Consider the following 20,010-nt stretch of genomic DNA (forward strand, 5'->3'; position numbering starts at 1 on the left):
GCAACCCGCAAGAAGCACCGACTCGACAGAAACTGGTGCGAGGAGGATACGGCAGGGACACGGCAAATGAGCGTGGATTTTTGGACGCTTACCGGATGAGCGTGGATAATCTCCCACTTTTGCCCAAAGCACAGCCCAAAAACGGGAGATTATCCACTTTCATTCTGCGGGCACTCATTTAAGTACGTCCCCGATGAGTGGAGCTATTTACCAGCCACGGCAACGCCGATATTTTGGCAACGTCAGCGAGCGGGTCGCATTTGAGACAAGGTGCCGTGAAATGAAAGGGCGCTGACCTTCTGGTCGCGCCCTTGAAATTGAACGGCAGATTGTCCAAATGCGGCCCGCGCAGCGTCGGCCGGTCCGCCGTTCGGTAGAACGGCGGAACCCCTAAGGACGCTGGCCCATGCCACCCTCGAGGGTGACGGTCTCGCCGTTCATATACTTAAAGTCGGGACCGCAGAGCTGAACGACGACGCGGCCGATTTCCTTCTCGACGTCGCCGTAGTGACCCGCCGGCGGCATGTGGACGTTGGCCTTGAACGCCTCGGGATAGGCATCCTGGAAGTTCTCGAGCGCGGCGGTCCAAGCAAGCGGGCAAACGATATTGACGTTGATGCCGTCCTTGCCCCACTCGTTGGCGGCAACGCGAGTCAGACCACGGATGCCCTCCTTGGCGGCGGCATAGCTGCACTGACCATAGTTGCCAAACAGGCCGGCGCCCGAAGCAAAGTTGACCACGGAGCCCTTGGTCTCCTTCAGGTGCGGGTAGGCCTTCTGCATGTACAGGTAGGTGGCATACAGACCGGAGTAAATGGCGAGGTTGAACTGGTCCATGGTGTGATCGGCGATCGTCACGCCCGAAGCGCTGGCCTGAGCATTGTTGACGACGGCGTCGATGCGGCCGAACTCCTCAATGGCCTTGTCGATGACGTTCTGGACGACGGCCTCGTTGTCCTGACCAGCCGAGACATCGGCCTGAACAGGCAGAACCTTGACGCCGTACTCGGCCTCGAGGGATTCCTTGGCAGCCTCGAGCTTGGCAACGTTGCGGCCGGTAATGACGAGGTTTGCGCCCTCCTTGGCAAAAGCGATATCGATACCGTAGCCGATGGAGCCAGCGGAGCCGTCCTTGAGCGTGGCCTTGCCGCCGCCGGTGACGATCACGGTCTTACCAGTGAAAAGTCCCATATAAAGTCCTTTCAAATCGCGACGGGCCTGCCCGTCGACTGCGCGCATCCAACTTCACGCGCCAAAAGCTGAAATGCAACTTTAGCGGGTTCAAGTGAAAAATAAAGCCCATGGCAGGCGAACGGCGCAACGTCTTTCGGCGAAGGGAATGTCAAGTACAAACTGGATAAAGTGGCCGAGTTTTTGCTATCGACGCGAGCCATCGAACACGTTTTGAAACTTTGCTGCAGCGCGCGGGATGTCGGCGCGAGACTTTATCATAGGGTGACAAACAACGATGAGGAGCACATGCCTATGACAGACGAGCTGGACCCCCAGACTCAACAGCATATTGATGATTCCGCAGACGTCACTGCAGATGCCGACGCTGTGACCTGCGATGATATTGACCTCGACGGCCCATTCTTGGACGAAAGCGCTACGGCGGAAACCCCTGGCGCCGAAGATGCAGACGAGCAAAACGACGATGCGCCCGCTCAGGACGACCGCCCCGTACAGGATGCTGCTCCGCAAGCTGCGGGCCCTATCGAGGTTTCTTCGGAAGAAGAGCTCGACGCCGTCATGGACTCCATGATGGATGCCGTCAAAGCGATGAAAGACGCCGTGGCCGACGCTGACGTTGACGCCGAGGAAGAGGAGGCCGCCGAGGCAGCCTCGACCTTCGTACCCGGCGAGACTCCGGTTGCCGACCAGGGCAGCACCATGCCCTCGTTTCTGCAGCTCGAGCATCCCACGATTGGCACCGATGCGGTCGACCCGCACGCAGCAGGCTTTTCTGTGATCGAAGGCGGTACCGGCAATATCGCCGTGCCGCAGACTGCCGATGCGGACGCTGCCGACACCGCTCGCCCGACCGCCCCGCACTCCTCCGCCGCGAGCCGCGATCTGGGGACCGCTGTCTCGAACACTGCGAACGCCGTGGGCACCTTTATCGCCCAGGGTGCCTCGGCCATGCGCGAGATGAACGCCGCGAAAAAGGCACTTGCCGATGCCCGCGCCCACCTGGCCGAACTTGAGCAGCGCATTGCCGATCAGGCCGAGGAACTCGAGACGCGCCAGGATATCGCAGGCCGCTACGACCAGATCGTCGCCGACCAGCGCCAGGCGATTGCCACGGCCCAAAAGACTGCAGCGGCCGCCGAGATTGATCGTGATGCCCACGCCTCCAAAGCGACAGAGCTCAAGGGTCAGCTCGAACAAATGAAGACAGAGGATGACGCGACTGAGCTCCGCCTGAAGGCCGCGCTCGACGCCGTGGAGGCCCGCGAGGCGAGCTCTCGCGAGACCGGCAACCGCCTCGTTCGACGTCTTGAGGATTCCAAGCGCATCCGCGACAAGGTGAAGGCCGAGCGAGACGCCGGCATTGCGGCCGCACAACAAACCGTCGACGCCACGCGCGCCCAGCTCGAGACGCTGCGCCATGAGTATGCCGAGCTGCAACGCAATCCCTCGGCAAATCCCGCCAACTATACGGTGCGCACCAGCGAGCTCTCGATGCAGATTTCCGACACGGCAGATGCCCTGCGTAAAGCCGAAGAAGATGTCCCGCGCATCACCGCCGACCTTGAGCACTCGCTTGCCGCAGCCGAGCAGGCCGTCGAGCAGGCTCAAGCCCCTATCGCCGACGCAAAACGCGCGCACCAAGCCGTGACGACCGAAGCCGATGCCGCGCGCGACGAGCTGCAGACGGCGAAGACCGCCGCCGCGACTCGTCAGCGCGAACTGCGCGAGAAGATCGCTGCCGAGGACAAGGCGCGCCGCGACCAGGAGCAGACCATCGCCAACGCCCAAGCAGATGCCGCACATGCACAGTCGATCATCGAACAGGCGACCGAGGTGCACGACCACCCAGAGATCACCGAGTCGCTTGCAGGGTCCTTGGCCCGAGACAATGCCGAACACACCGAGACCGAGCGAGAAGTCGCCCAGCTCGAGGCCACCGAGGACGCGGTGCGCGAGCGCACCCGCGACTCACGCATCAAATTCACCGGCGCCATCGTCTGCATCGTCGCCGTAGTTCTAGTGATCATCTTGATCTGGCTGTTCGCGAGCAAGTAACCACTCCCCAACGATTACAAGGACTGTCCCCAGGTGCCGGCAAAAAAGGAATGTCCCCAAGTGCCACCTAATGAGAGTGGATAATCTCCCACTTTTGACGAAGAAACACGCCTAAAACGGGAGATTATCCACTCTCATTCTGCAGGCACTCATTTAAGTACGTCCCCAATGAGTACCTGCCGATGCTTTGGCAAAGTCAGCGAAAACGCCCCTAAGCGAGCAAGGTGACGTGAAAGAGGGGGGCATTGACCTTCTGGTCATGCCCGACGATTGAACGTCAGATTGCCGCTTAGGGGCGTTTGCAGCGTCAAGTGGTTACGCGGTTCGTAGAACCGCGTAACTTAAAGAATGAGCATCGCGTCGCCAAAGCTGAAGAAGCGGTAGCGCTCCTCGATGGCGGCGGCGTAGGCATCCATGATCTGGTCGCGGGTGGCAAGCGCGCTCACGAGCATCATGAGCGTGGAGCGCGGCACGTGGAAGTTTGTGATCAGCGCGTCGACCACGTGATAGGTCGAGCCGGGCATAAGGTAGAGCTGCGTCGTGGCGTTCTCGCGCACCACGATGTCGCCGCGGCCGAGCGTGTCGGCACCGTCCTCGCGGCCTTCAAAATAGCGCGCCGTCACAGCCGGATCGGACACCGGCGCGTCCGCGTCAAACGCACTCTCGAGCGAGCGCACCGCGGTGGTGCCGACGGCGATCACACGATGACCCTCGGCCTTCGCCTTATGCACGGCGTCGACAACCTCCTGCGACACGTGGTAGCGCTCGGTGTGCATGACGTGCTGCGTAGGGTCGTCCTCCTCCACCAAGCGGAAGGTATCGATGCCCACCTCGAGCTCGACGGCGGCAAACTTCGCGCCCTTGGCCTCGATAGCGGCCATGAGCTCGGGGGTAAAGTGCAGACCCGCCGTAGGAGCGGCAGCCGAGTGCTCCTCCTTCATGGCGTAGACGGTCTGGTACTTCTCGGGATCGCCCTCGTAATCGGTAATGTAGGGCGGCAGCGGCACGTGACCGGCAGCATGAATGGCCTCGTCGAGCGTGCGCGGCTCGCCGGCGGCATTGCAGCCGGCCGGCTCAAAGCGCACCAGACGGCCTCCGCGGCTATCGGTGACAAAGTCGATGACCTCGGCCGTCAGCACCACGGGAGCCCCCTCGGGCGCATGGGCGCCACCGGCGCGATACTCAATCTGAGCACCGGGCTTCAGGCGCTTACCCGGCTTGACCAGGCACTCCCAAACGTGGCCCAGCGGGTCAACATCCTCACGGCGCTTGAGCAGCAGCGTCTCGACCACGCCACCCGAGCCGGCTTTGCGACCGATCAGGCGGGCCGGCATCACACGCGTCTTGTTGATGACGAGCACATCGCCCGGCTCGATATAGTCGATGATGTCGCGGAAGATGCGGTGCTCAACGGTACCGCCGTGCTCCAGCGGCTTCCCCGCCTGGGAGCCTTTGCGATCCACCACCAGCAGGCGGCAGGAGTCGCGCGGCTCGGCAGGAGCCTGGGCAATCAGTTCCTCAGGAAGGTTGTAGTCAAAATCATCGGTACGCATAGACACGTCGGATACTCCTTATATAGCTAAAGTCCGCTCTACATCCTAGCAGGCTGACGTCCCAAACGAACTACTTTTTGGCGGCTTTACGCTCGTCGCGGATGCGGGCGCGGTCCATGGCCGCCTCGACGGCCGAAAAGCGGCAGCCACAGTAGTTCTGCCGATACATGCCCAGCTCGCGCGAACGACGCGTGGCCTCTGGATAATACGGGCGAAAATCGCGAATCACCGGGGTGAGCCCGCGGGCGGCGGCCAAGCGCTCAAGCACATCATTACACGTGTCGAACAGCTGATACGGCGAGACGGCGAGCGTCGTGCCCACATATTCAAACCCACGCTCCTGGGCCACACGGCATGCCTCGGCCAGGCGCAGGGCATAGCACGCGCGACAGCGACGGGGCCGATCGGCGCCCAGCGGGGCCACGCCGGCCTCCCAGCGCTCACGGTCCTCGCCTGCCTCAATGAGCTCGATGCCGCCGTCGGCACACCACCGGCGCAGCTCGTCCAGACGCCGCTGCCATTCATCGCGCGGTTGAATATTGGGGTTGGTCCAGCAAATCGTGGGCTCAAACCCCTCCTCGCGCAGCAGGCGAACCGGCTCAAGCGAGCATGGTGCACAGCACGCATGCAGCAACAACGACTTCATCGACATCCCCGTCCCAGAAAACTCACCCCGACATCATGGCAGCTAAAATAGCCCCGTCCCAAAAAGACTACTTTGCGAAAAAGCGCACGCCAAAGGACGTGTCCTCGCAGGCAGCGATGCGGCGGTCGCGCAAAATGGCCCGCACGTAATACCAGTCGCCCACACAGCCCGACAAATGCAAGCCAGCCGCCAGGTAACACAGCAGCGGATAGCCCGAGAGCGCAAAGCCCAGGGCAAACGCCACCGTCAAAACAACCGTGGGCGCCAGGCAAATGGCCATGTACCGCCGACGCAAATACACAACGCCCTCGGCGCAGGCATAGATCATCGCCGTCTCACGATTCGCGCCAAAGGTCACATGCGCGCCCGCAGGCGCCAGCAGCTTAAAAAACACCGCATGCACCAGCTCGTGCACGGCAAACGACGCTGCAGAAACCGCAGCCACACCGACCATCCAGCCCACGACGGTGATCCAGCCGCCCGCCTCAGCCGCGTCCAAGTCCGCAGGCCCGCCCAGCAGCATAAACACCGGCACCAGGCACACGGCAAACACCGCGACCACGGCCATCCCCCACACGAAGCAAGCGTGTAGAAAATCCTCGTCCTCAAACGCATGTATGTTGGAAATCTCATTCATAGCATCTTAGGATAGCGCCCCTGCCACGTACCCGCCCGCATGTGCGATAATGTCGAACGATATGCACGAATTGACCACCGCGCCGCCGAGCCTCGCGCCCGGCCGTGCTCTCACCATATGCGAAGGAGTCCCATGGCATCCAAATACTCCATGAACGATCGTCCCAGCTGGCCGCGCCGCGCCATCGTTACCGCCGGCGAGCCCTACGGCAACAAGGGCCTGCACTTTGGCCACGTCGGTGGCGTCTTTGTCCCGGCCGACTTCTTCGCCCGCTTCCTGCGCGACCGCCTGGGCCGCGAGAACGTCATCTTCACCTCGGGCACCGACTGCTACGGCTCGCCCATCATGGAGAGCTACCGCAAGCTCAAGGAGAACGAGGGCTACGACAAGTCCATCGGCGAGTATGTCGAGTCCAACCACTCCCGCCAGGCCGCGACCCTCAACAACTACAACATCAGCTGCGACATCTACGGCGGCTCGGGCCTTGAGCCGGCGGCCCAGATCCACAACGAGGTGACTGCCGAAATTATCGAGCGCCTGCACGAGCAGGGCACCATCTCCAAGCGCTCCACGCTGCAGTTCTACGATGCCAAGGCCGGCACGTTCCTCAACGGCCGCCAGGTCATCGGCCGCTGCCCCATCCAGGGCTGCAAGTCCGAGAAGGCTTATGCCGACGAGTGCGATCTGGGCCACCAGTTTGAGCCCGAGGAGCTCATCGCGCCCAAGAGCCAGCTCACCGGCGAGGTGCCCGAGCTGCGCCCGGTCGACAATCTCTACTTTGATCTGCCGGCCTACCTCGACTTTATGAAGACCTATACCGCCAAGCTCGCCCAGAACCCGCAGGTTCGCTCCGTGGTCTCCAAGACCATGGAGGAGTGGCTGCTGCCGGCTCAGCTCTACATCCAGAACAAGTTCCGCGAGGCCTTCGATGCCGTCGAGGGCCAGCTCCCCGAGCACACCGTGCTGGAGCCCGAGGGCAACAAGAGCAGCTTTACCGTCACCTTCCCCAGCTGGAAGGAGCGCGACGACGCCCACGCGGTGCTCGCCAACGGCGGCGTGCGCTTCCGCAGCGGCAAGGCGCTCGTGCCCTTCCGCATCACCGGCAACATCGACTGGGGCGTTCCGGTGCCCGAGGTTGACGGCGTAACCGACGTCACCTGCTGGTGCTGGCCCGAGAGCCTGTGGGCGCCCATCAGCTACACTCGCACCGTGCTCGCACGCGATGCCAAGGCCGCCGGCGTGACCGAGGGCGTCGCCGCCCAGGATGCCGCCCTCATGGGCGAGCCCGCCGCCGATTCCACGCAGGTCCCCGTGCCCACCTACCAGCACAGCTCGCTCGACTGGCGCGACTGGTGGTGCTCGGACGACGCGCAGATCTACCAGTTCATCGGTCAGGACAACATCTATTTCTACTGCATCGCGCAAACCGCCATGTGGGAGGCCCTGGGTTGGGACCTTACGCAGAGCACCGTCAGCGCCTGCTATCACCTGCTCTACATGGGCAAAAAGGCGAGCTCGTCCTCGCAGACCCCTCCCCCGCCGGCAGACGACCTGCTCAACCACTACACCTGCGAGCAGATGCGCGCGCACTGGCTGTCGCTCGGCCTATCCGAGAAGCCGGTGAGCTTTAGCCCCAAGGCATACGACACGCGTGTGACCGGCAAGGACAAGGACGGCAACGAGGTGCGTGCCTGCGACGACAAGCGCGTTATCGATCCGGCCCTTAAGGAGAGCGCGCTGCTGACCGGCGTCTTCAACCGCCTGGCCCGCAGCTGCTTCTACGGCGTCGCCATCAAGGAGAGCGACGAGAGCCCCTATCGCAACGGCTGCATCCCCGCCGGCGCCGCCTCCGCCACTGTGGTCGAAGCCGCCGAGCAGGCAGCTCTCGCCTTCGAGCAAGCCATGTACAAGTTCGAGACGCACCGCGCGCTCGCCGTGTGCGACGACTACCTGCGTGCCGCCAACAAGCGCTGGAGCGACGCCTCTAAGGCCGCCAACAAGCTCGAGGGCGAGCCGGCAAACGCCGCAATGACGCAGGCCCTCGTCGACGCCTTTACCGAGCTGCGCGTGGCGACCGTGCTCATGCACGGCATCGTCCCTGCCGGCTGCGAGCTCATCTGCGAGTACTTCGACGTTGACCCGGTCGCCTTCTTTAGCTGGGATAACATCTTCGCCTCCACGGATGAGTTTGTGGAGAGCCTGGGCGAGAAGCCCGGCGAGCACCGCGTGAAGCCGCTACCCCCGCGCTTCGACTTCTTCAGCAAGCACGAGAGCCAGTACTAAACACTCGACATGTAATGGAATGGGAAGGAAAGACGGATGTCCAAGCCGCGTCGTCGTAAGCAGAAAAAGCAGGTTAAGCCCGAGCTCAAGCTCAGGCAGTTTGCCGCCACCGAGCTTTCCGACCAGCTTGCCGCCCAACACTCCGCCGCCGACCTGCCGCGCTTTATGGTCGACACGGTCGCCGGCGCCTATGCACCCGCCGATGCTCAGCTCATGATCGAAGGCTTTGGCGCCGCTGCCACGCGCCCGGTCACGCTGCGCGCCAACACCCTCAAGGCGACCGCCGAGGACATCGCCGCCGCGCTCGACGCAGCCGGCATCGCCCACCGCCCCGTCGCATGGTACCCGGACGCTTTCATCCTGCCCGAGGCCCAGGTATCCGACCTGTGGGACCTCGACATCTACCGTGACGGCAAGATCTACCTGCAGAGCCTGTCGTCCATGATGCCACCTTTGGTGTTGGGCGCTCAGGCCGGCGAGGACATCCTGGACATGTGCGCGGCCCCCGGTGGCAAGACGACGCAGATCGCCGCCCTCACCCAGGGCCAGGCACACCTCACGGCCTGCGAGATGAGCATTCCCCGCGCCGAAAAGCTTGAGTCCAACCTCCACCGCCAGGGCGCCAAAAACGTGCCCGTCATGCGTATCGACGCACGCGAGCTCGACGAGTTCTTCCGCTTTGACCGCATCCTGCTCGACGCTCCCTGCACCGGCACGGGAACCGTCATCAGCGGCAACGAAAAGAGCCTGCGCGGCCTCACCGAGCAGTTGCTCGGCAAGTGCGCCCGCTCGCAGCGCGCGCTTCTGGACCGCGCCATGGGTGCCCTCAAACCGGGCGGCACGCTCGTCTATTCGACCTGTTCGATCTTGCCGCAGGAAAACGAGGATGCCCTGCAAGAGGCCCTCGACAAGCACATGGACTGCGAGCTTATCCCCCTCGACGGCACGCCGAGCAAAAGCGAAGCACGCCGCGCCCAGGATGCCGGCGAGGAGCCGCGCATCGAGTCCAACGCTCTCACCGAGGCAATCGCCGCGGGTCAGGTATCGGCCATCACCAATGGCATGCCCGGCACGCTCACCATCCCGCCCAGCCGCGACTTTGAGGGCTTCTACATCGCCCTGGTCCGAAAACGCGGCTAGCGCACGGATTCAAAACTCAACAAGCTATTCCCGTGCGCGCTTGTCCTGCTGGTCACGGTGCTGCTTAAGCGCCTCGCGTTCCTTGCGCTCGGCTCTTTTGCCCTTAATGGCCGTAACCACAAAATAGATGACCGCGGCGGCAACGATTGCGCCCACGCATAGGCCAATCGAGCCCAACATTGCTGTTAATTCCATACCGCGTCACCTCTCTTTTAAACGGGACATTTAAGATAGCACCTCAAAACCCGCCACCACAGCTCCTTCACGTTCGACGAGCGTTCGGTCTAACGGATGGCGCAGCGGGGAAAAATCAACTCGTCAAACGATTTAGCAAGTACAACGCTGCCGGCACCCTGCCGGCCGTCATCACATAGAATCGAGCCTCCATGGATACCCTCAACGATCTAAACGAGCGCGTCGACGCCTTTGTCGGCACCAGCTCCTTCGACACGCCGGCTACGGCAAACGACCAAGCCCCCATCGATGTTCCTGCCGAGGTTCACGAGGACATCGTCGCCTCGGTCGATTTTTCCGAGGTCGAGCTTGCAGACGAGTTCACCGAGCCCCAGGTAGCCGTGACCCCCAACGGACTGCTCCCCATGGAGCCGCTGCCCATCGACGGACGTCTGCGCAAGGCGGCCCTCCGCATGCCCGACGAGATCGAGGAGGCCAGCGGCTTTACGCTCTTTGGCCGCCGCATCAAATCGCTCATCTACACCACCGACGTGGCGGTCATCCGCAACTCCAATGCCGACGCCGTGTTTGCGGTCTACCCCTTTACGCCGCAGCCGGCCATTACGCAGGCGCTGCTGACCGTCGCCGAGTGCCCGGTCTTCGTAGGCGTGGGCGGTGGCACCACCACCGGCAAGCGCTCCGTTCAGATGGCAGCCGTCTCCGAGATGCAGGGCGCGGCGGGCTGTGTGGTCAACTCCCCCGCCACCGCCGAGATGGTCGAGCACATCACCAACATCGCCGACATCCCCGTCATCGCCACGGTCGTACGTTGCGACGACGATGCTCACGCAAAGGTGCGCGCGGGCGCCAAGATTCTTAACATCGCGGCCGGCAAGAACACGCCACAGGTCCTGCGCGAGCTGCGCGAGCACTATCCCAACCTGCCGCTCATCGCACCGGGCGGCAAGACGCCCGAGAGCATTCGTGAAACCATCGCCGCCGGTGCCAACGCCATCATTTGGACGCCGCCTTCGGCCCAGCAGCTGCAGACCGACATGATGCAGCGCTACCGCAAGATGAAGGAAGACGCCACGCCCGTCATCTCGCACGACGATGTACCCATTATCGACCAGGTTGCCGCCGCCGAGGTCAGTCAGGTCGAGAACATGAATCCCGACGTGCCGATTCCCGACGAAGTCATCGAGCGCGTTGCTTCGATCCACGATCATATCGAGGAGCGTCGCGCCAACCGTGGACTCAAGCCCTCGCTGCACGGCTTCTTCTTCCGCGGAAAGAAACGCTAGCAAAACATCCTGGCCCGCCCCACAAACGTGAGGCGGGCCGTTTTCGTTTGAGCAATCATGCGGCGATGTGATGGGGCAAATTAATCCACGCGCTTGTCGCCCATAAAGAAGAGCGCCACCGTACCAGGTCCGGTATGCGAGCCAATCAGAGTACCGATGTTATTAATCTCAATCTTGCCTTTAAGCTGCGGAACCTGTTCCTCAATCAGCGCCGCAACTGCCTCGGCATCCTCGCGGCACGCCGAGTGCGACATGATGCACTTACCCGAATAATCCGCACCGTCCTGCACGTGTGCCATCATGGTCTTAGCCATCTCGGAAATCGCGCGCTTCTTAGTGCGAATCTTCTCACGTGGCGACAGCTTACCTTCGCAATCGACCGTCATAAGTGGGCAAATCTTAAGCGCCGTGCCGATGATTGCGCTCGCAGCCGAAATGCGACCGCCGCGCAGGTAGCTCGACAGATCGGTCGAGAAGAACCAGTGGTGCAGGTTGAGTTTGTGCTCCTCGATCCAGGCGGCCGTCTCGTCGAGTGAAGCCCCGCTATCGCGCACGTCGGCGGCACATTCCGCCAGCAGGCCAAAGCCCGAAGACGCTGCCAGCGAATCGATGACGCGCACCTTGCCGCCCTGGGGATAGCGATCCGCGAGCATCTGCGCCGCAACGCAGGCCGATCCATACGTGCCCGAAATACCCGACGACAACGTCAGGTGCAGCACGTCTTTACCCTCGGCAACAAACGGCTCCCAAAACTCCTCGTACTCGCCCACGCTCACCTGAGACGTCTTGGGCATGGCGCCTGCGGCAATCTGGGCAAAAAACTCGTCCGGCGTAATCGACTGATACAGATCGTCCGTATAGACAACATCGTCGATCTCGTAATGAAAACACACGACAGGGATATTGCGCGACGCAAAGAACTCACGGGTTCGGTCGGCGGCGGATTCACAGGTCAGGACAAAATCACTCATATGAGGCTCCTTACTCATTGCTGCGCAAATTATCGCACAGTGAGCCTACATACGGTACATATGTCCACTATTTACCAAATCGAACCAAAAATAGCGAACATCTTTACCACCATCGTCTCCACCGGCCCCACGCATAAATATCTGAGAAAACACCTTCTGTCGTCTCCACTCAACCGCCATATCTACCTCAACTAAATCGATTTACCAAACCGTTCAGCCGACAATTCAGCCGCTGGCGCAAAATCGAAACAAAAGCGGCGCATACTGATAAACGTTTGACGCTGTTTATCAGTTTTACCAACCCCATCGGAAGGTGTTTCATGGTCGCATTCGATCGCAATCCGCAAGACTTCAAGTATCTGCGTCTGCTGTCGAAACAATTTCCCACCGAGCAATCCGCGTTTACCGAGATCATCAATCTCTCGGCCATTCTCAACCTGCCCAAGGGCACCGAACATTTTATGAGCGACGTGCATGGCGAGTACGAAGCCTTTATGCACATCCTCAACAACTGCTCGGGCGTCGTGCGCGAGCATGTCGACGAGATCTTTGGCGACACGCTCACCTTTGACGAAAAGGGCGAGCTGTGCACGCTCATCTACTATCCGCGCGAGAAGATCGACCTGGTCCGCAGCCAGCGCGAAGACTCGCCCACCTGGTACAAGACGATGCTTGATCAGCTCATCATGGTTGCCCGCTCGCTTTCGAGCCGCTATACGCGCTCCAAGGTGCGTAAGGCCATCCCACGCGATTACGCCTACATCATCGACGAGCTGCTACACACGCATCCGGACGAGAACAACTATCGCGTGCGCTATCACGAGCGCATCGTGGAGTCCATACTGGAGACCGCCAGCGCCGACGACTTTATCGAGTCGCTTGCCTCGCTCATCAAGCGCCTGGCCGTCGACCACCTGCACCTGGTGGGCGACATCTTCGACCGCGGCGGCGGCGCGGCCAAGATTATGGACCGCCTGCTCACCTACCATTCGCTCGACATCCAGTGGGGCAACCACGACCTGCTGTGGATGGGCGCTGCGGCCGGTGAGCCCGCCTGCATCGCCACGGTGCTGCGCAACAACCTACGCTACGACAATTACGAGATCCTGGAGAACGACTACGGCATCTCGCTGCGTGAGCTTGTCGCCTTTGCCGATGCCACCTACACCGACGGTGAGCCCATCACCCCGCTGATCAAGGCCATCAACGTGCTGCTCTTTAAGCTCGAGGGCCAGATTATCCAGCGCCACCCCGAGTTCGATATGACCGACCGCCTGTTACTCGACAAAATCGATCACGACACCGGCACGGTCACGCTCGCCGACGGCAGCGTGTGGCCGCTCACGACCAATGACTTCCCCACCGTCGACCCGGCGGACCCCTATTCGCTCACGCCCCAAGAGCAGCACATCATCGACAAGCTCGTGTCCGAGTTTGTCACCGCCGATCACCTGCATCGCCATATCGATTTCCTCTATTCCCACGGCTCGATGTACAAGGTCGCCAACGGCAACCTGCTGTTCCATGGCTGCGTGCCGCTCAACGAAGACGGCACCTTTAGCAGCATGAACTGCCTGGGCACCTGGCACGCTGGCCGCGATTATCTCGATTTTTGCGACCACATCGCCCGCCGCGCCTGGCGCGTGGGCGACCGCGACGCTCTCGACTGGATGTGGTACCTGTGGATTGGCTTTAACTCACCCGCCAGCGGACGCCTGGTGCGTACCTTTGAGCGCGCCTATATCGCCGACAAGAGCACCTGGGTCGAGCCGATGGACCCGTACTTTACGCTTACCAAGTCGCCCTCGGTCTGCGACGACATCATGCGCGAGTTTGGCGTCGCGCCCATGGCATGCTCACCGACCGGTCACATCATCAACGGCCACACGCCCGTTAAAACCACCAAGGGCGAGCAGCCCATCCGCGCCGAGGGCAAGCTGCTGGTCATCGATGGCGGATTCTGCCGCGCTTACCATCCCAAGACGGGCATCGCCGGCTACACGCTTATCTCGAGCTCGCGAGGGTGCCGCCTCAAGTCGCACCAGGCCTTTACCACCGTTGCCGAGGCGCTCACCCGCAACATCGATATCGAAAGCGAGACCAACCGCTTTGACGAGGCCGACCGCCGCCGCATGGTGAGCGACACCGATACCGGCGCCAAGATCCGCAGCCAGATCCAGGACCTACGCCAACTGCTCGATGCATATAGAAACGGTGCTATCGAGGAGCGCGCCTAGCTCCACCCGCGGGGATTGGCTAAACTTGCTGGGTTTGTCATCCCCACGGCGCCCCAGCGCCACCCTAAGGCAGGTACCATGCAAAAGCTCCTTGCGCAGATTATGAAGTTTGGCGTCGTCGGCGTCATTGCCACGGTCATCGACTTTGGCATTATGAATCTGCTCCACTACGGTCTGGGCCTCAACATCCTAATCGCCAACACCAGCGGCTTTATCGTCTCACTCATCTTTAATTACGTCGCCAGCATGAAGTACGTGTTTGCGCACAAGGAGGGCATGAGCCGCCGCCGCGAGTTCATTATCTTTGTCGTGCTGTCCATGATTGGTTTGGTGCTCAACGACGGTATCGTGCTGGCGCTCAACGCCGGTCTGGGGCTCGAAGCCAATATCGCCAAGATTTGCGCCACCGCGCTTGTCATGGTCTACAACTATGTGACCCGAAAGATCTTCCTGGAGGGCGACGAGACCAAATAGCTCGACACCCCTGCAGCATTACGGCGCCCACGGACGACGCGCGCTCAGCGCAGTATCGTCCGTGGGTGCCGCTCGTTTACGGGCAAATTTTCAACGTTTGCGGATTAGCACTTGATAATTTGGCGAGTTCGTATAGTTCTTGGCAAAGACCTTACGTTTCCCTTGCAAAAGCTCTAAAGTATCCTCTGCTCGATTCATCAACGCATTGGATGTGATTACGTGCGCAAGGCACTGGCACAACCTCATACTAAGCAGTTCCTCAAGTTCGCTGTCGTGGGCCTTATCTCCTTTGGCATCGACTGGGGTATGCTCATTGCGCTCGTCGAGCTGTTCCACCTCGACTTTTTGATGAGCACCACGGTCTCGTTCATCACGTCCGTCGTGGTCAACTACTGGCTCAGCATGAAGTACGTGTTCGACCATCGCGAGGGCATGAGCCGCAAGCGCGAGTTCACGATCTTCACCATCCTGTCGGTGATCGGTCTGGGGCTCAACGACCTGTACATGTTTGTGGGTGTCACGTTTTTGAGTATCGGCTACCAGGCCATGAAGGCCATCGCCACGTTCTTGGTCACCTGGTACAACTACTTTAGCCGTCGCTTCTTCCTCGAAGGCGCTCGCTCGTAGTCGATTCGACATTTGCTTGAATGTATAGCCGGTTGGAATTCTCGTTCCAGCCGGTTTTTTATTTGTCGAGGTCCCCGGCGACCCAGTCCTCTACGCATGAAAAACGGGCAGCCCGGATGTTTATCCGAACCGCCCGTCTGGCGCGCTATGTCGAGGTCTCTAGCCTGTAACGTAATACCAGACCACGTTGTCGCCGTTGGAGAGAACGTAGTTGCTGCAGGCCGTCATAGGCGTTGTGCCGTTGACGGAGTACATCCAGCCGCTCGTGCCGCCGTACTGTTTCTCGGCCAAACCACCAATCGCAGAAACATACGTGCCGTACGATGAGCCGTGTGCGTTGACAGAAAGGCCCAGCGCGCACAGGGCATCGTAAACGGTGGCGCCTTCGTTAAAGGTAAAGGTGCCGCCAGAAGACACAGGATTGCCCACGGCGCTCGATGTGACCGAAACCGTCACCGTTACGTAGTTGGGCTCCTGCGAGCCGCCCTGTCCGCCCGAGGGAGCGCTTCCGCCATTAGAGCTGGAGGCTCCATCAGACGACTGACCGCCGCCCGAAGAAGCACCGCCAGACACATTGGAAGTATCGCCGGCTCCCGTATTCTGGGCAGCGGTTTTATCTCCAGACTTCTTGCCGTCCCGACCATCGGACTTCTTGCTATCCGAGCTTTTATCCGATTCCTTGTTTGAAGACTCGGAATCGTCCTTGGACTTGGACCCATCTTTTGCGTCATTCGATGACTTGGAATCCTTGGAACTGGCCTCGCCCGAAGTCGTAGTCGAGCCAGACGCCTTGGTGTCCTTGGTGACAACGCTCTCCCCCGTCACGGTCTGAACGATCCAGTCAATGGACCAGGCGCCGCTCTCGGAAGGATGGACAAAGCCCAGCGAGACGACGATCAGAATGGTGCACGCGGCAGCCAGAACGCCGAGGAGCGCCTTGCGGCGAGGGGCGGACGCCGCCGAAGCGGCGCCCTGGTGCTTTGCATCGTCGAACTGAATGAACGAGGAATCTGGTTGCTTGGGGTCAGCGTCCTTGGATTTATTGGACACAGCCCTCACCTACCGACGTTTGGTGAACACGAACACGCCGACGATGGCGAGACCGATGACGCCGGCGGCAACGCCAACAATGGCGAGCGGGTTGGTGCCAGTCTCCTGCTCGGAAGCACTAGAGGACTTCTTAGCAGTGGTCGTGGAAGCAGCACCCGTATCGGACTTGGAATCGGACTTCTTGTCGGACTTGTTGTCCTTCTTGTCAGACTTCTTGTCAGACTTCTTCTCGTCCTTCTTATCGGACTTATCGGTGTCCTTCTTGTCGGACTTGTTGTCCTTGGTCTCGGTCTTGGTCGACACCGTCGTCTTGGTCGTCGGCTTATGACCCGGGGCGATAGCGCCGCCGGCCTGCTGGCCCTTCGTGCCAGAGCCGGAACCCGTGCCCGTGCCAGCACCGGAACCGTTGCCAGCGCCACCGTTGCCACCATTAGTGCCAGAACCACCATTGCCGCCAGGGTTAACGGCATTCTTGGTCCACTTGGCATACAGCGTCAGATCGGCCGTCACCGGCGCGATAAAGTCATACGCCTGCGTGCAAGCCTCATCGGTATACCAACCGCTGAAAGTATAGCCATCGCGCGTCGGATCGGCCGGCTTGACCAGCTTGCCATCGGCCGTAGTCTGGAAGTCGACCTTAGAACCCTCGCCAGTCTCAAACGAGACCTTAACGCCACCACTCAGCTTGAAAAGCGTGCCGGAATCGTTGATGTAGTAGAGGTTACCCTTGGCATCGCAGGCAATCGGCGAGTCACAGTAATTGTTGTGTCCCGCCGCGCTAAACGCACCGGTCGCCTGTGCGTCACCCATCTTGTAGCGATACACGCCACCGCCCGAGGTGTAGTTCACATAGTCGGAAGTCGCACCATAGTTGACAGTGAAATAAACGTACGTGTCATCCGCCTGGACACTCACGAGCGGTGCGCCCTTAATGCCACCGGCAGGAAGCACGGAGCCATCGGCAGACGAAACCAACGTCGTAGCAAAGTCATTATCAAGGTCGACAATCGCCAGCGCCGAACCGCCAGAAACCTCGCCACCGACAATCAGCTTATTGCCATACAGCGTGGGCATGCAGGCACAACCCGTAAGACCAAGATCGATGACGCGTTCTTCGGAAATGCGCGAAGAGGCCCTTGCGTTTGCGTCCGACAGTGCCAGCACGTGGAGCTTGCCGTCACGCGAGATCACATAGGCATGCTTGCCGTCTTTGGACAGTACACAGCTGGAGTTGACGATGGCACCAACCGAAACGCTGCCGAGCACATCACCCGTCGACTTGCTCAGCATCTCAACGGTACCTGCACTCGTCGGAACCAGAATATAGCCGTCGCCCACTGTAGCGCTCGTCCAGTAGTAGCCCTCATCAGCATTAACATGCTGCCAAGAAACAGCGCCGGTCAGTATATTAATACGCGTCAGATGACCGTTATTGTACGTACTCGTTCCATAGTCGACATCAACGGTGCCAACGTAGAGATAGTTGCCATCGACCGTCAACTGGGAATTTGACTGGGCAGATTTGCTCACAGAGTCAGTGACCCAAACCGTCGTCAGCGTATCGGCCGTCAGAGCCTGGACCGCACCGCCGTCGAGCGGGACGATGACCAAGCCTTTCGTATAAATCGGACGCGTGGTGTAGCCAATCGCAGTCTGAAGGTTCGACTCGGCAAGCACCTTGCCCGACTCGGCGTCGATCTTAAGCAAACGCTTGTTCACGGCAAGGTAAACGTTGCCGTTCACGACAATAGGCTCGCTCGCATTGGGATACGTGGCACCCGAGTAGGCCCTCCAATCGAACGTCCAAGAGCTTGCCAGCGTGCCCGTAGGCGTGGACACGTTCTTGACCACCGCATTGGAATTGCCGCTCCAGTCGGCTTTCCAACCGGTCGGGCGCGAAGCGCTCGGATCGACTACGACTTCATCGGGATTAGGAACGGTGTCGCCAGGGGCGTAAGCCCAGACGATTTTGTCGCCCGACTTGAGCACGTAATCGCTATCGAGCTGAGGCCCGGGAACGCCATTAACAAAGAACGACCATGCACCCGACAGCTCGGTGCCATCAAGCGGGGAGACAAGACTATGAACACCCCAATAACCAAATTGGTCGTACATCTTGGACTCAATGCCAATGGCATCGAAGTAGGCAGCGGAAGCGTCCTTGATCGACGTGCCCTCGACAAACACCTGCGTCGAAGGATCGGTCCAGCGCTGCGCCTTCTCATCCTTCTTACCGATGATCTCCATTGAAACGGAAACCTGGCCGGGCATGGTTCCATCAAAGCCATAGACCCAGGTAACCTTGTCCCCGGCCTTGAGTGTGTAATTGCCCGCGCCGACATTGGCCGCCTGACCGTTAACGAAGAACTGCCAGAATTTCCAAGTGTTTTCGTTAACTTTCTCGCTCGAAAGCGTCACGGTCTTGTTGAACGGTGAAGTCAGCGACTCGAGATACCAGCCGTACGTGCCTTTCCCCGTTTTGGCGCCAATGCCGGCCTTTTTAAAGGCCTGCTCGGAAAGATCAGCAGCGGTCGTGCCCTCTTCCACCAAAGCTGTCGTGGGCTGCGCCCATGTCTGCTGAGCGCCCGAGGCGTCCTGGCCGACAACGGTGCAGCTAACGGAAATCTGATTGGCGGGCGCGGGGTCACCGTACTTCGAGTAGCACCAGACGACGGAGTCGCCGTCCTTGAGCGTGTAGCCGCCCGCGCCGACCTCGGAGGCGCTGCCGTTGACGAACAGCTGCCAGTACGCGCCGGTCGCCGAGTCGTAGCCGAGCTTGCGGTCCTTATCGAAGGGCGACGTGATCGTGTTGAGCGCCCAGCCCCAGGTGCCGTTGGGATCATAATCGGTGGTCAGGCCGGCCTGCTTGAAGAGCTGCTCGGAGAGGTCGGCCGCGGTCGAGCCCTCCTTCAGCGTGATCCGCTGCGCGGCGGCCCAGGTCTGCTGGGCGCCCTTGGCGTCGGTGCCGACGACGGAGCACGTGGCAGAGACATCCTGGCTCTCGGCCTTGGCAGGCTGAGTCTTGGCCTCTCCAGCGGCAGAGACAACGGCGGCGTCCTGCTTCGAGGCATCGGACGTCGATGCAACCGGCGCCTCATTGCCTGCAGCGCTATCGTCCTCAGTCTTGTCGGTAGGGCCCGAAGTTGTCGCGGCGGCATCTTGCTCGGCAGTGCCCCCATTCGCCACCACGCCGCTCGCATTGAGGTCGGCAGCGGGGCTTGTCGCGGACTCACCAGAGCCGTTCTCGTCCGGCGTCGCAGCCTGAGCCACAGCCTCGGCAATGCCCTCGGCGCCCTCGGCCCACAGCTGAGCCGGCGTGGTGCCAAAGGCCATCGCGAAGGCCAGGAATGCCACCAGGCCGCGCTTGGCTACGCCGCGCGCAATTGCGCCACGGCGATGCGAGACGCGCTGGCGCTCGTCCACAAACATATCCATTTGTCTCCCATTGTCTGTACTTGGAGCGTTGCCTTGAGGCTGCCCCACGTCATCGCGCATGTTGCGCTCGAGTTCCCCCATCGGGGTCCCCCTTCCCTCCAGAGCCCTATGCACACCGGCGGCATACGCCGCAGCCGCATGCAAGATGGGAGGCGATCCGACTTAACCTTAACGACTCGGGCACGTCGTCCGATCTGCGACGCGAACATCCCGAGCCAAGAGGAATTACG

General features: G+C 60.8%; 15 protein-coding genes. 7 read left to right on the plus strand and 8 right to left on the minus strand.

Annotation, left to right across the window (positions count from 1 at the left end):
* Window positions 1-390 precede the first annotated feature (390 nt).
* Window positions 391-1,191: an SDR family NAD(P)-dependent oxidoreductase gene (locus DWW73_RS00445; RefSeq protein ID WP_006235414.1), complete on the minus strand. Its 801-nt coding sequence runs from the start codon at window positions 1,189-1,191 to the stop codon at window positions 391-393.
* Window positions 1,192-1,485: 294 nt separating this feature from the next.
* Between DWW73_RS00445 and DWW73_RS00450 the strand changes: the two genes are divergently transcribed.
* Entirely contained in the window at window positions 1,486-3,249 is a 1,764-nt protein-coding gene (locus DWW73_RS00450) for a hypothetical protein (RefSeq protein WP_117778451.1), read from the plus strand.
* A 341-nt stretch (window positions 3,250-3,590) separates the two neighbouring features.
* Here DWW73_RS00450 and queA read toward each other — a convergent pair whose 3' ends face one another.
* The 3 genes from queA to DWW73_RS00465 form a co-directional block, all read right to left on the minus strand.
* Complete coding sequence (gene queA, locus DWW73_RS00455; protein ID WP_117778452.1) at window positions 3,591-4,802, minus strand: tRNA preQ1(34) S-adenosylmethionine ribosyltransferase-isomerase QueA; 1,212 nt, start codon at window positions 4,800-4,802, stop codon at window positions 3,591-3,593.
* 70 nt (window positions 4,803-4,872) lie between these two features.
* On the minus strand, window positions 4,873-5,448 hold the full coding sequence (locus tag DWW73_RS00460; protein WP_117778453.1) for an epoxyqueuosine reductase QueH: 576 nt from the start codon (window positions 5,446-5,448) through the stop codon (window positions 4,873-4,875).
* 67 nt (window positions 5,449-5,515) lie between these two features.
* Window positions 5,516-6,085 (minus strand): DUF3267 domain-containing protein, encoded by a 570-nt coding sequence (locus DWW73_RS00465; RefSeq protein WP_117778454.1) that lies wholly within the window; start codon window positions 6,083-6,085, stop codon window positions 5,516-5,518.
* Between the two features lie 132 nt (window positions 6,086-6,217).
* On the opposite strand from DWW73_RS00465, the gene DWW73_RS00470 reads away from it, so the two are divergent.
* On the plus strand, window positions 6,218-8,368 hold the full coding sequence (locus DWW73_RS00470; RefSeq protein ID WP_117778455.1) for a methionine--tRNA ligase: 2,151 nt from the start codon (window positions 6,218-6,220) through the stop codon (window positions 8,366-8,368).
* Between the two features lie 36 nt (window positions 8,369-8,404).
* Window positions 8,405-9,508: an RsmB/NOP family class I SAM-dependent RNA methyltransferase gene (locus DWW73_RS00475; protein WP_117757771.1), complete on the plus strand. Its 1,104-nt coding sequence runs from the start codon at window positions 8,405-8,407 to the stop codon at window positions 9,506-9,508.
* 24 nt (window positions 9,509-9,532) lie between these two features.
* Here the strand turns inward: DWW73_RS00475 and DWW73_RS10095 are convergent, their stop codons facing one another.
* Window positions 9,533-9,703, minus strand: coding sequence for a hypothetical protein (locus DWW73_RS10095; protein ID WP_158563752.1), 171 nt, complete (start codon window positions 9,701-9,703; stop codon window positions 9,533-9,535).
* 191 nt (window positions 9,704-9,894) lie between these two features.
* Between DWW73_RS10095 and DWW73_RS00480 the strand changes: the two genes are divergently transcribed.
* On the plus strand, window positions 9,895-10,986 hold the full coding sequence (locus DWW73_RS00480; protein WP_117778456.1) for a hypothetical protein: 1,092 nt from the start codon (window positions 9,895-9,897) through the stop codon (window positions 10,984-10,986).
* Between the two features lie 80 nt (window positions 10,987-11,066).
* On the opposite strand, the gene DWW73_RS00485 is transcribed toward DWW73_RS00480, so the two are convergent.
* Window positions 11,067-11,957 (minus strand): DegV family protein, encoded by an 891-nt coding sequence (locus DWW73_RS00485; RefSeq protein WP_117634925.1) that lies wholly within the window; start codon window positions 11,955-11,957, stop codon window positions 11,067-11,069.
* 320 nt (window positions 11,958-12,277) lie between these two features.
* Between DWW73_RS00485 and DWW73_RS00490 the strand changes: the two genes are divergently transcribed.
* The 3 genes from DWW73_RS00490 (at window position 12,278) to DWW73_RS00500 (ending at window position 15,295) form a co-directional block, all read left to right on the plus strand.
* Entirely contained in the window at window positions 12,278-14,194 is a 1,917-nt protein-coding gene (locus DWW73_RS00490; RefSeq protein ID WP_117655838.1) for a fructose-1,6-bisphosphatase, read from the plus strand.
* Between the two features lie 78 nt (window positions 14,195-14,272).
* Complete coding sequence (locus DWW73_RS00495; protein ID WP_117778457.1) at window positions 14,273-14,668, plus strand: GtrA family protein; 396 nt, start codon at window positions 14,273-14,275, stop codon at window positions 14,666-14,668.
* Between the two features lie 219 nt (window positions 14,669-14,887).
* Window positions 14,888-15,295 (plus strand): GtrA family protein, encoded by a 408-nt coding sequence (locus tag DWW73_RS00500; RefSeq protein ID WP_022095123.1) that lies wholly within the window; start codon window positions 14,888-14,890, stop codon window positions 15,293-15,295.
* Between the two features lie 159 nt (window positions 15,296-15,454).
* On the opposite strand, the gene DWW73_RS00505 is transcribed toward DWW73_RS00500, so the two are convergent.
* Window positions 15,455-16,345 carry a DUF4430 domain-containing protein gene (locus tag DWW73_RS00505; RefSeq protein ID WP_233509074.1) on the minus strand — a complete coding sequence of 297 codons (891 nt, stop codon included), beginning with the start codon at window positions 16,343-16,345 and terminating at the stop codon, window positions 15,455-15,457.
* A gap of 9 nt (window positions 16,346-16,354) precedes the next feature.
* Window positions 16,355-19,780, minus strand: coding sequence for a DUF4430 domain-containing protein (locus tag DWW73_RS00510; protein WP_158563753.1), 3,426 nt, complete (start codon window positions 19,778-19,780; stop codon window positions 16,355-16,357).
* Window positions 19,781-20,010: the final 230 nt, after the last annotated feature.

Origin of the sequence: Collinsella sp. AF16-8 (assembly GCF_003462695.1) — a bacterium.
In the GTDB taxonomy this organism is placed as follows: Bacteria; Actinomycetota; Coriobacteriia; order Coriobacteriales; family Coriobacteriaceae; genus Collinsella.

Coding starts and splice junctions, on each gene's coding strand:
- DWW73_RS00495 (WP_117778457.1), top strand. CDS start 14,273: ATGCAAAAGCTCCTTGCGCAGATTATGAAGTTTGGCGTCGTCGGCGTC.
- DWW73_RS00460 (WP_117778453.1), bottom strand. CDS start 5,448: ATGAAGTCGTTGTTGCTGCATGCGTGCTGTGCACCATGCTCGCTTGAG.
- DWW73_RS00480 (WP_117778456.1), top strand. CDS start 9,895: ATGGATACCCTCAACGATCTAAACGAGCGCGTCGACGCCTTTGTCGGC.
- queA (WP_117778452.1), bottom strand. CDS start 4,802: ATGCGTACCGATGATTTTGACTACAACCTTCCTGAGGAACTGATTGCC.
- DWW73_RS00450 (WP_117778451.1), top strand. CDS start 1,486: ATGACAGACGAGCTGGACCCCCAGACTCAACAGCATATTGATGATTCC.
- DWW73_RS00485 (WP_117634925.1), bottom strand. CDS start 11,957: ATGAGTGATTTTGTCCTGACCTGTGAATCCGCCGCCGACCGAACCCGT.
- DWW73_RS00490 (WP_117655838.1), top strand. CDS start 12,278: ATGGTCGCATTCGATCGCAATCCGCAAGACTTCAAGTATCTGCGTCTG.
- DWW73_RS00445 (WP_006235414.1), bottom strand. CDS start 1,191: ATGGGACTTTTCACTGGTAAGACCGTGATCGTCACCGGCGGCGGCAAG.
- DWW73_RS00465 (WP_117778454.1), bottom strand. CDS start 6,085: ATGAATGAGATTTCCAACATACATGCGTTTGAGGACGAGGATTTTCTA.
- DWW73_RS00475 (WP_117757771.1), top strand. CDS start 8,405: ATGTCCAAGCCGCGTCGTCGTAAGCAGAAAAAGCAGGTTAAGCCCGAG.
- DWW73_RS10095 (WP_158563752.1), bottom strand. CDS start 9,703: ATGGAATTAACAGCAATGTTGGGCTCGATTGGCCTATGCGTGGGCGCA.
- DWW73_RS00510 (WP_158563753.1), bottom strand. CDS start 19,780: ATGGATATGTTTGTGGACGAGCGCCAGCGCGTCTCGCATCGCCGTGGC.
- DWW73_RS00470 (WP_117778455.1), top strand. CDS start 6,218: ATGGCATCCAAATACTCCATGAACGATCGTCCCAGCTGGCCGCGCCGC.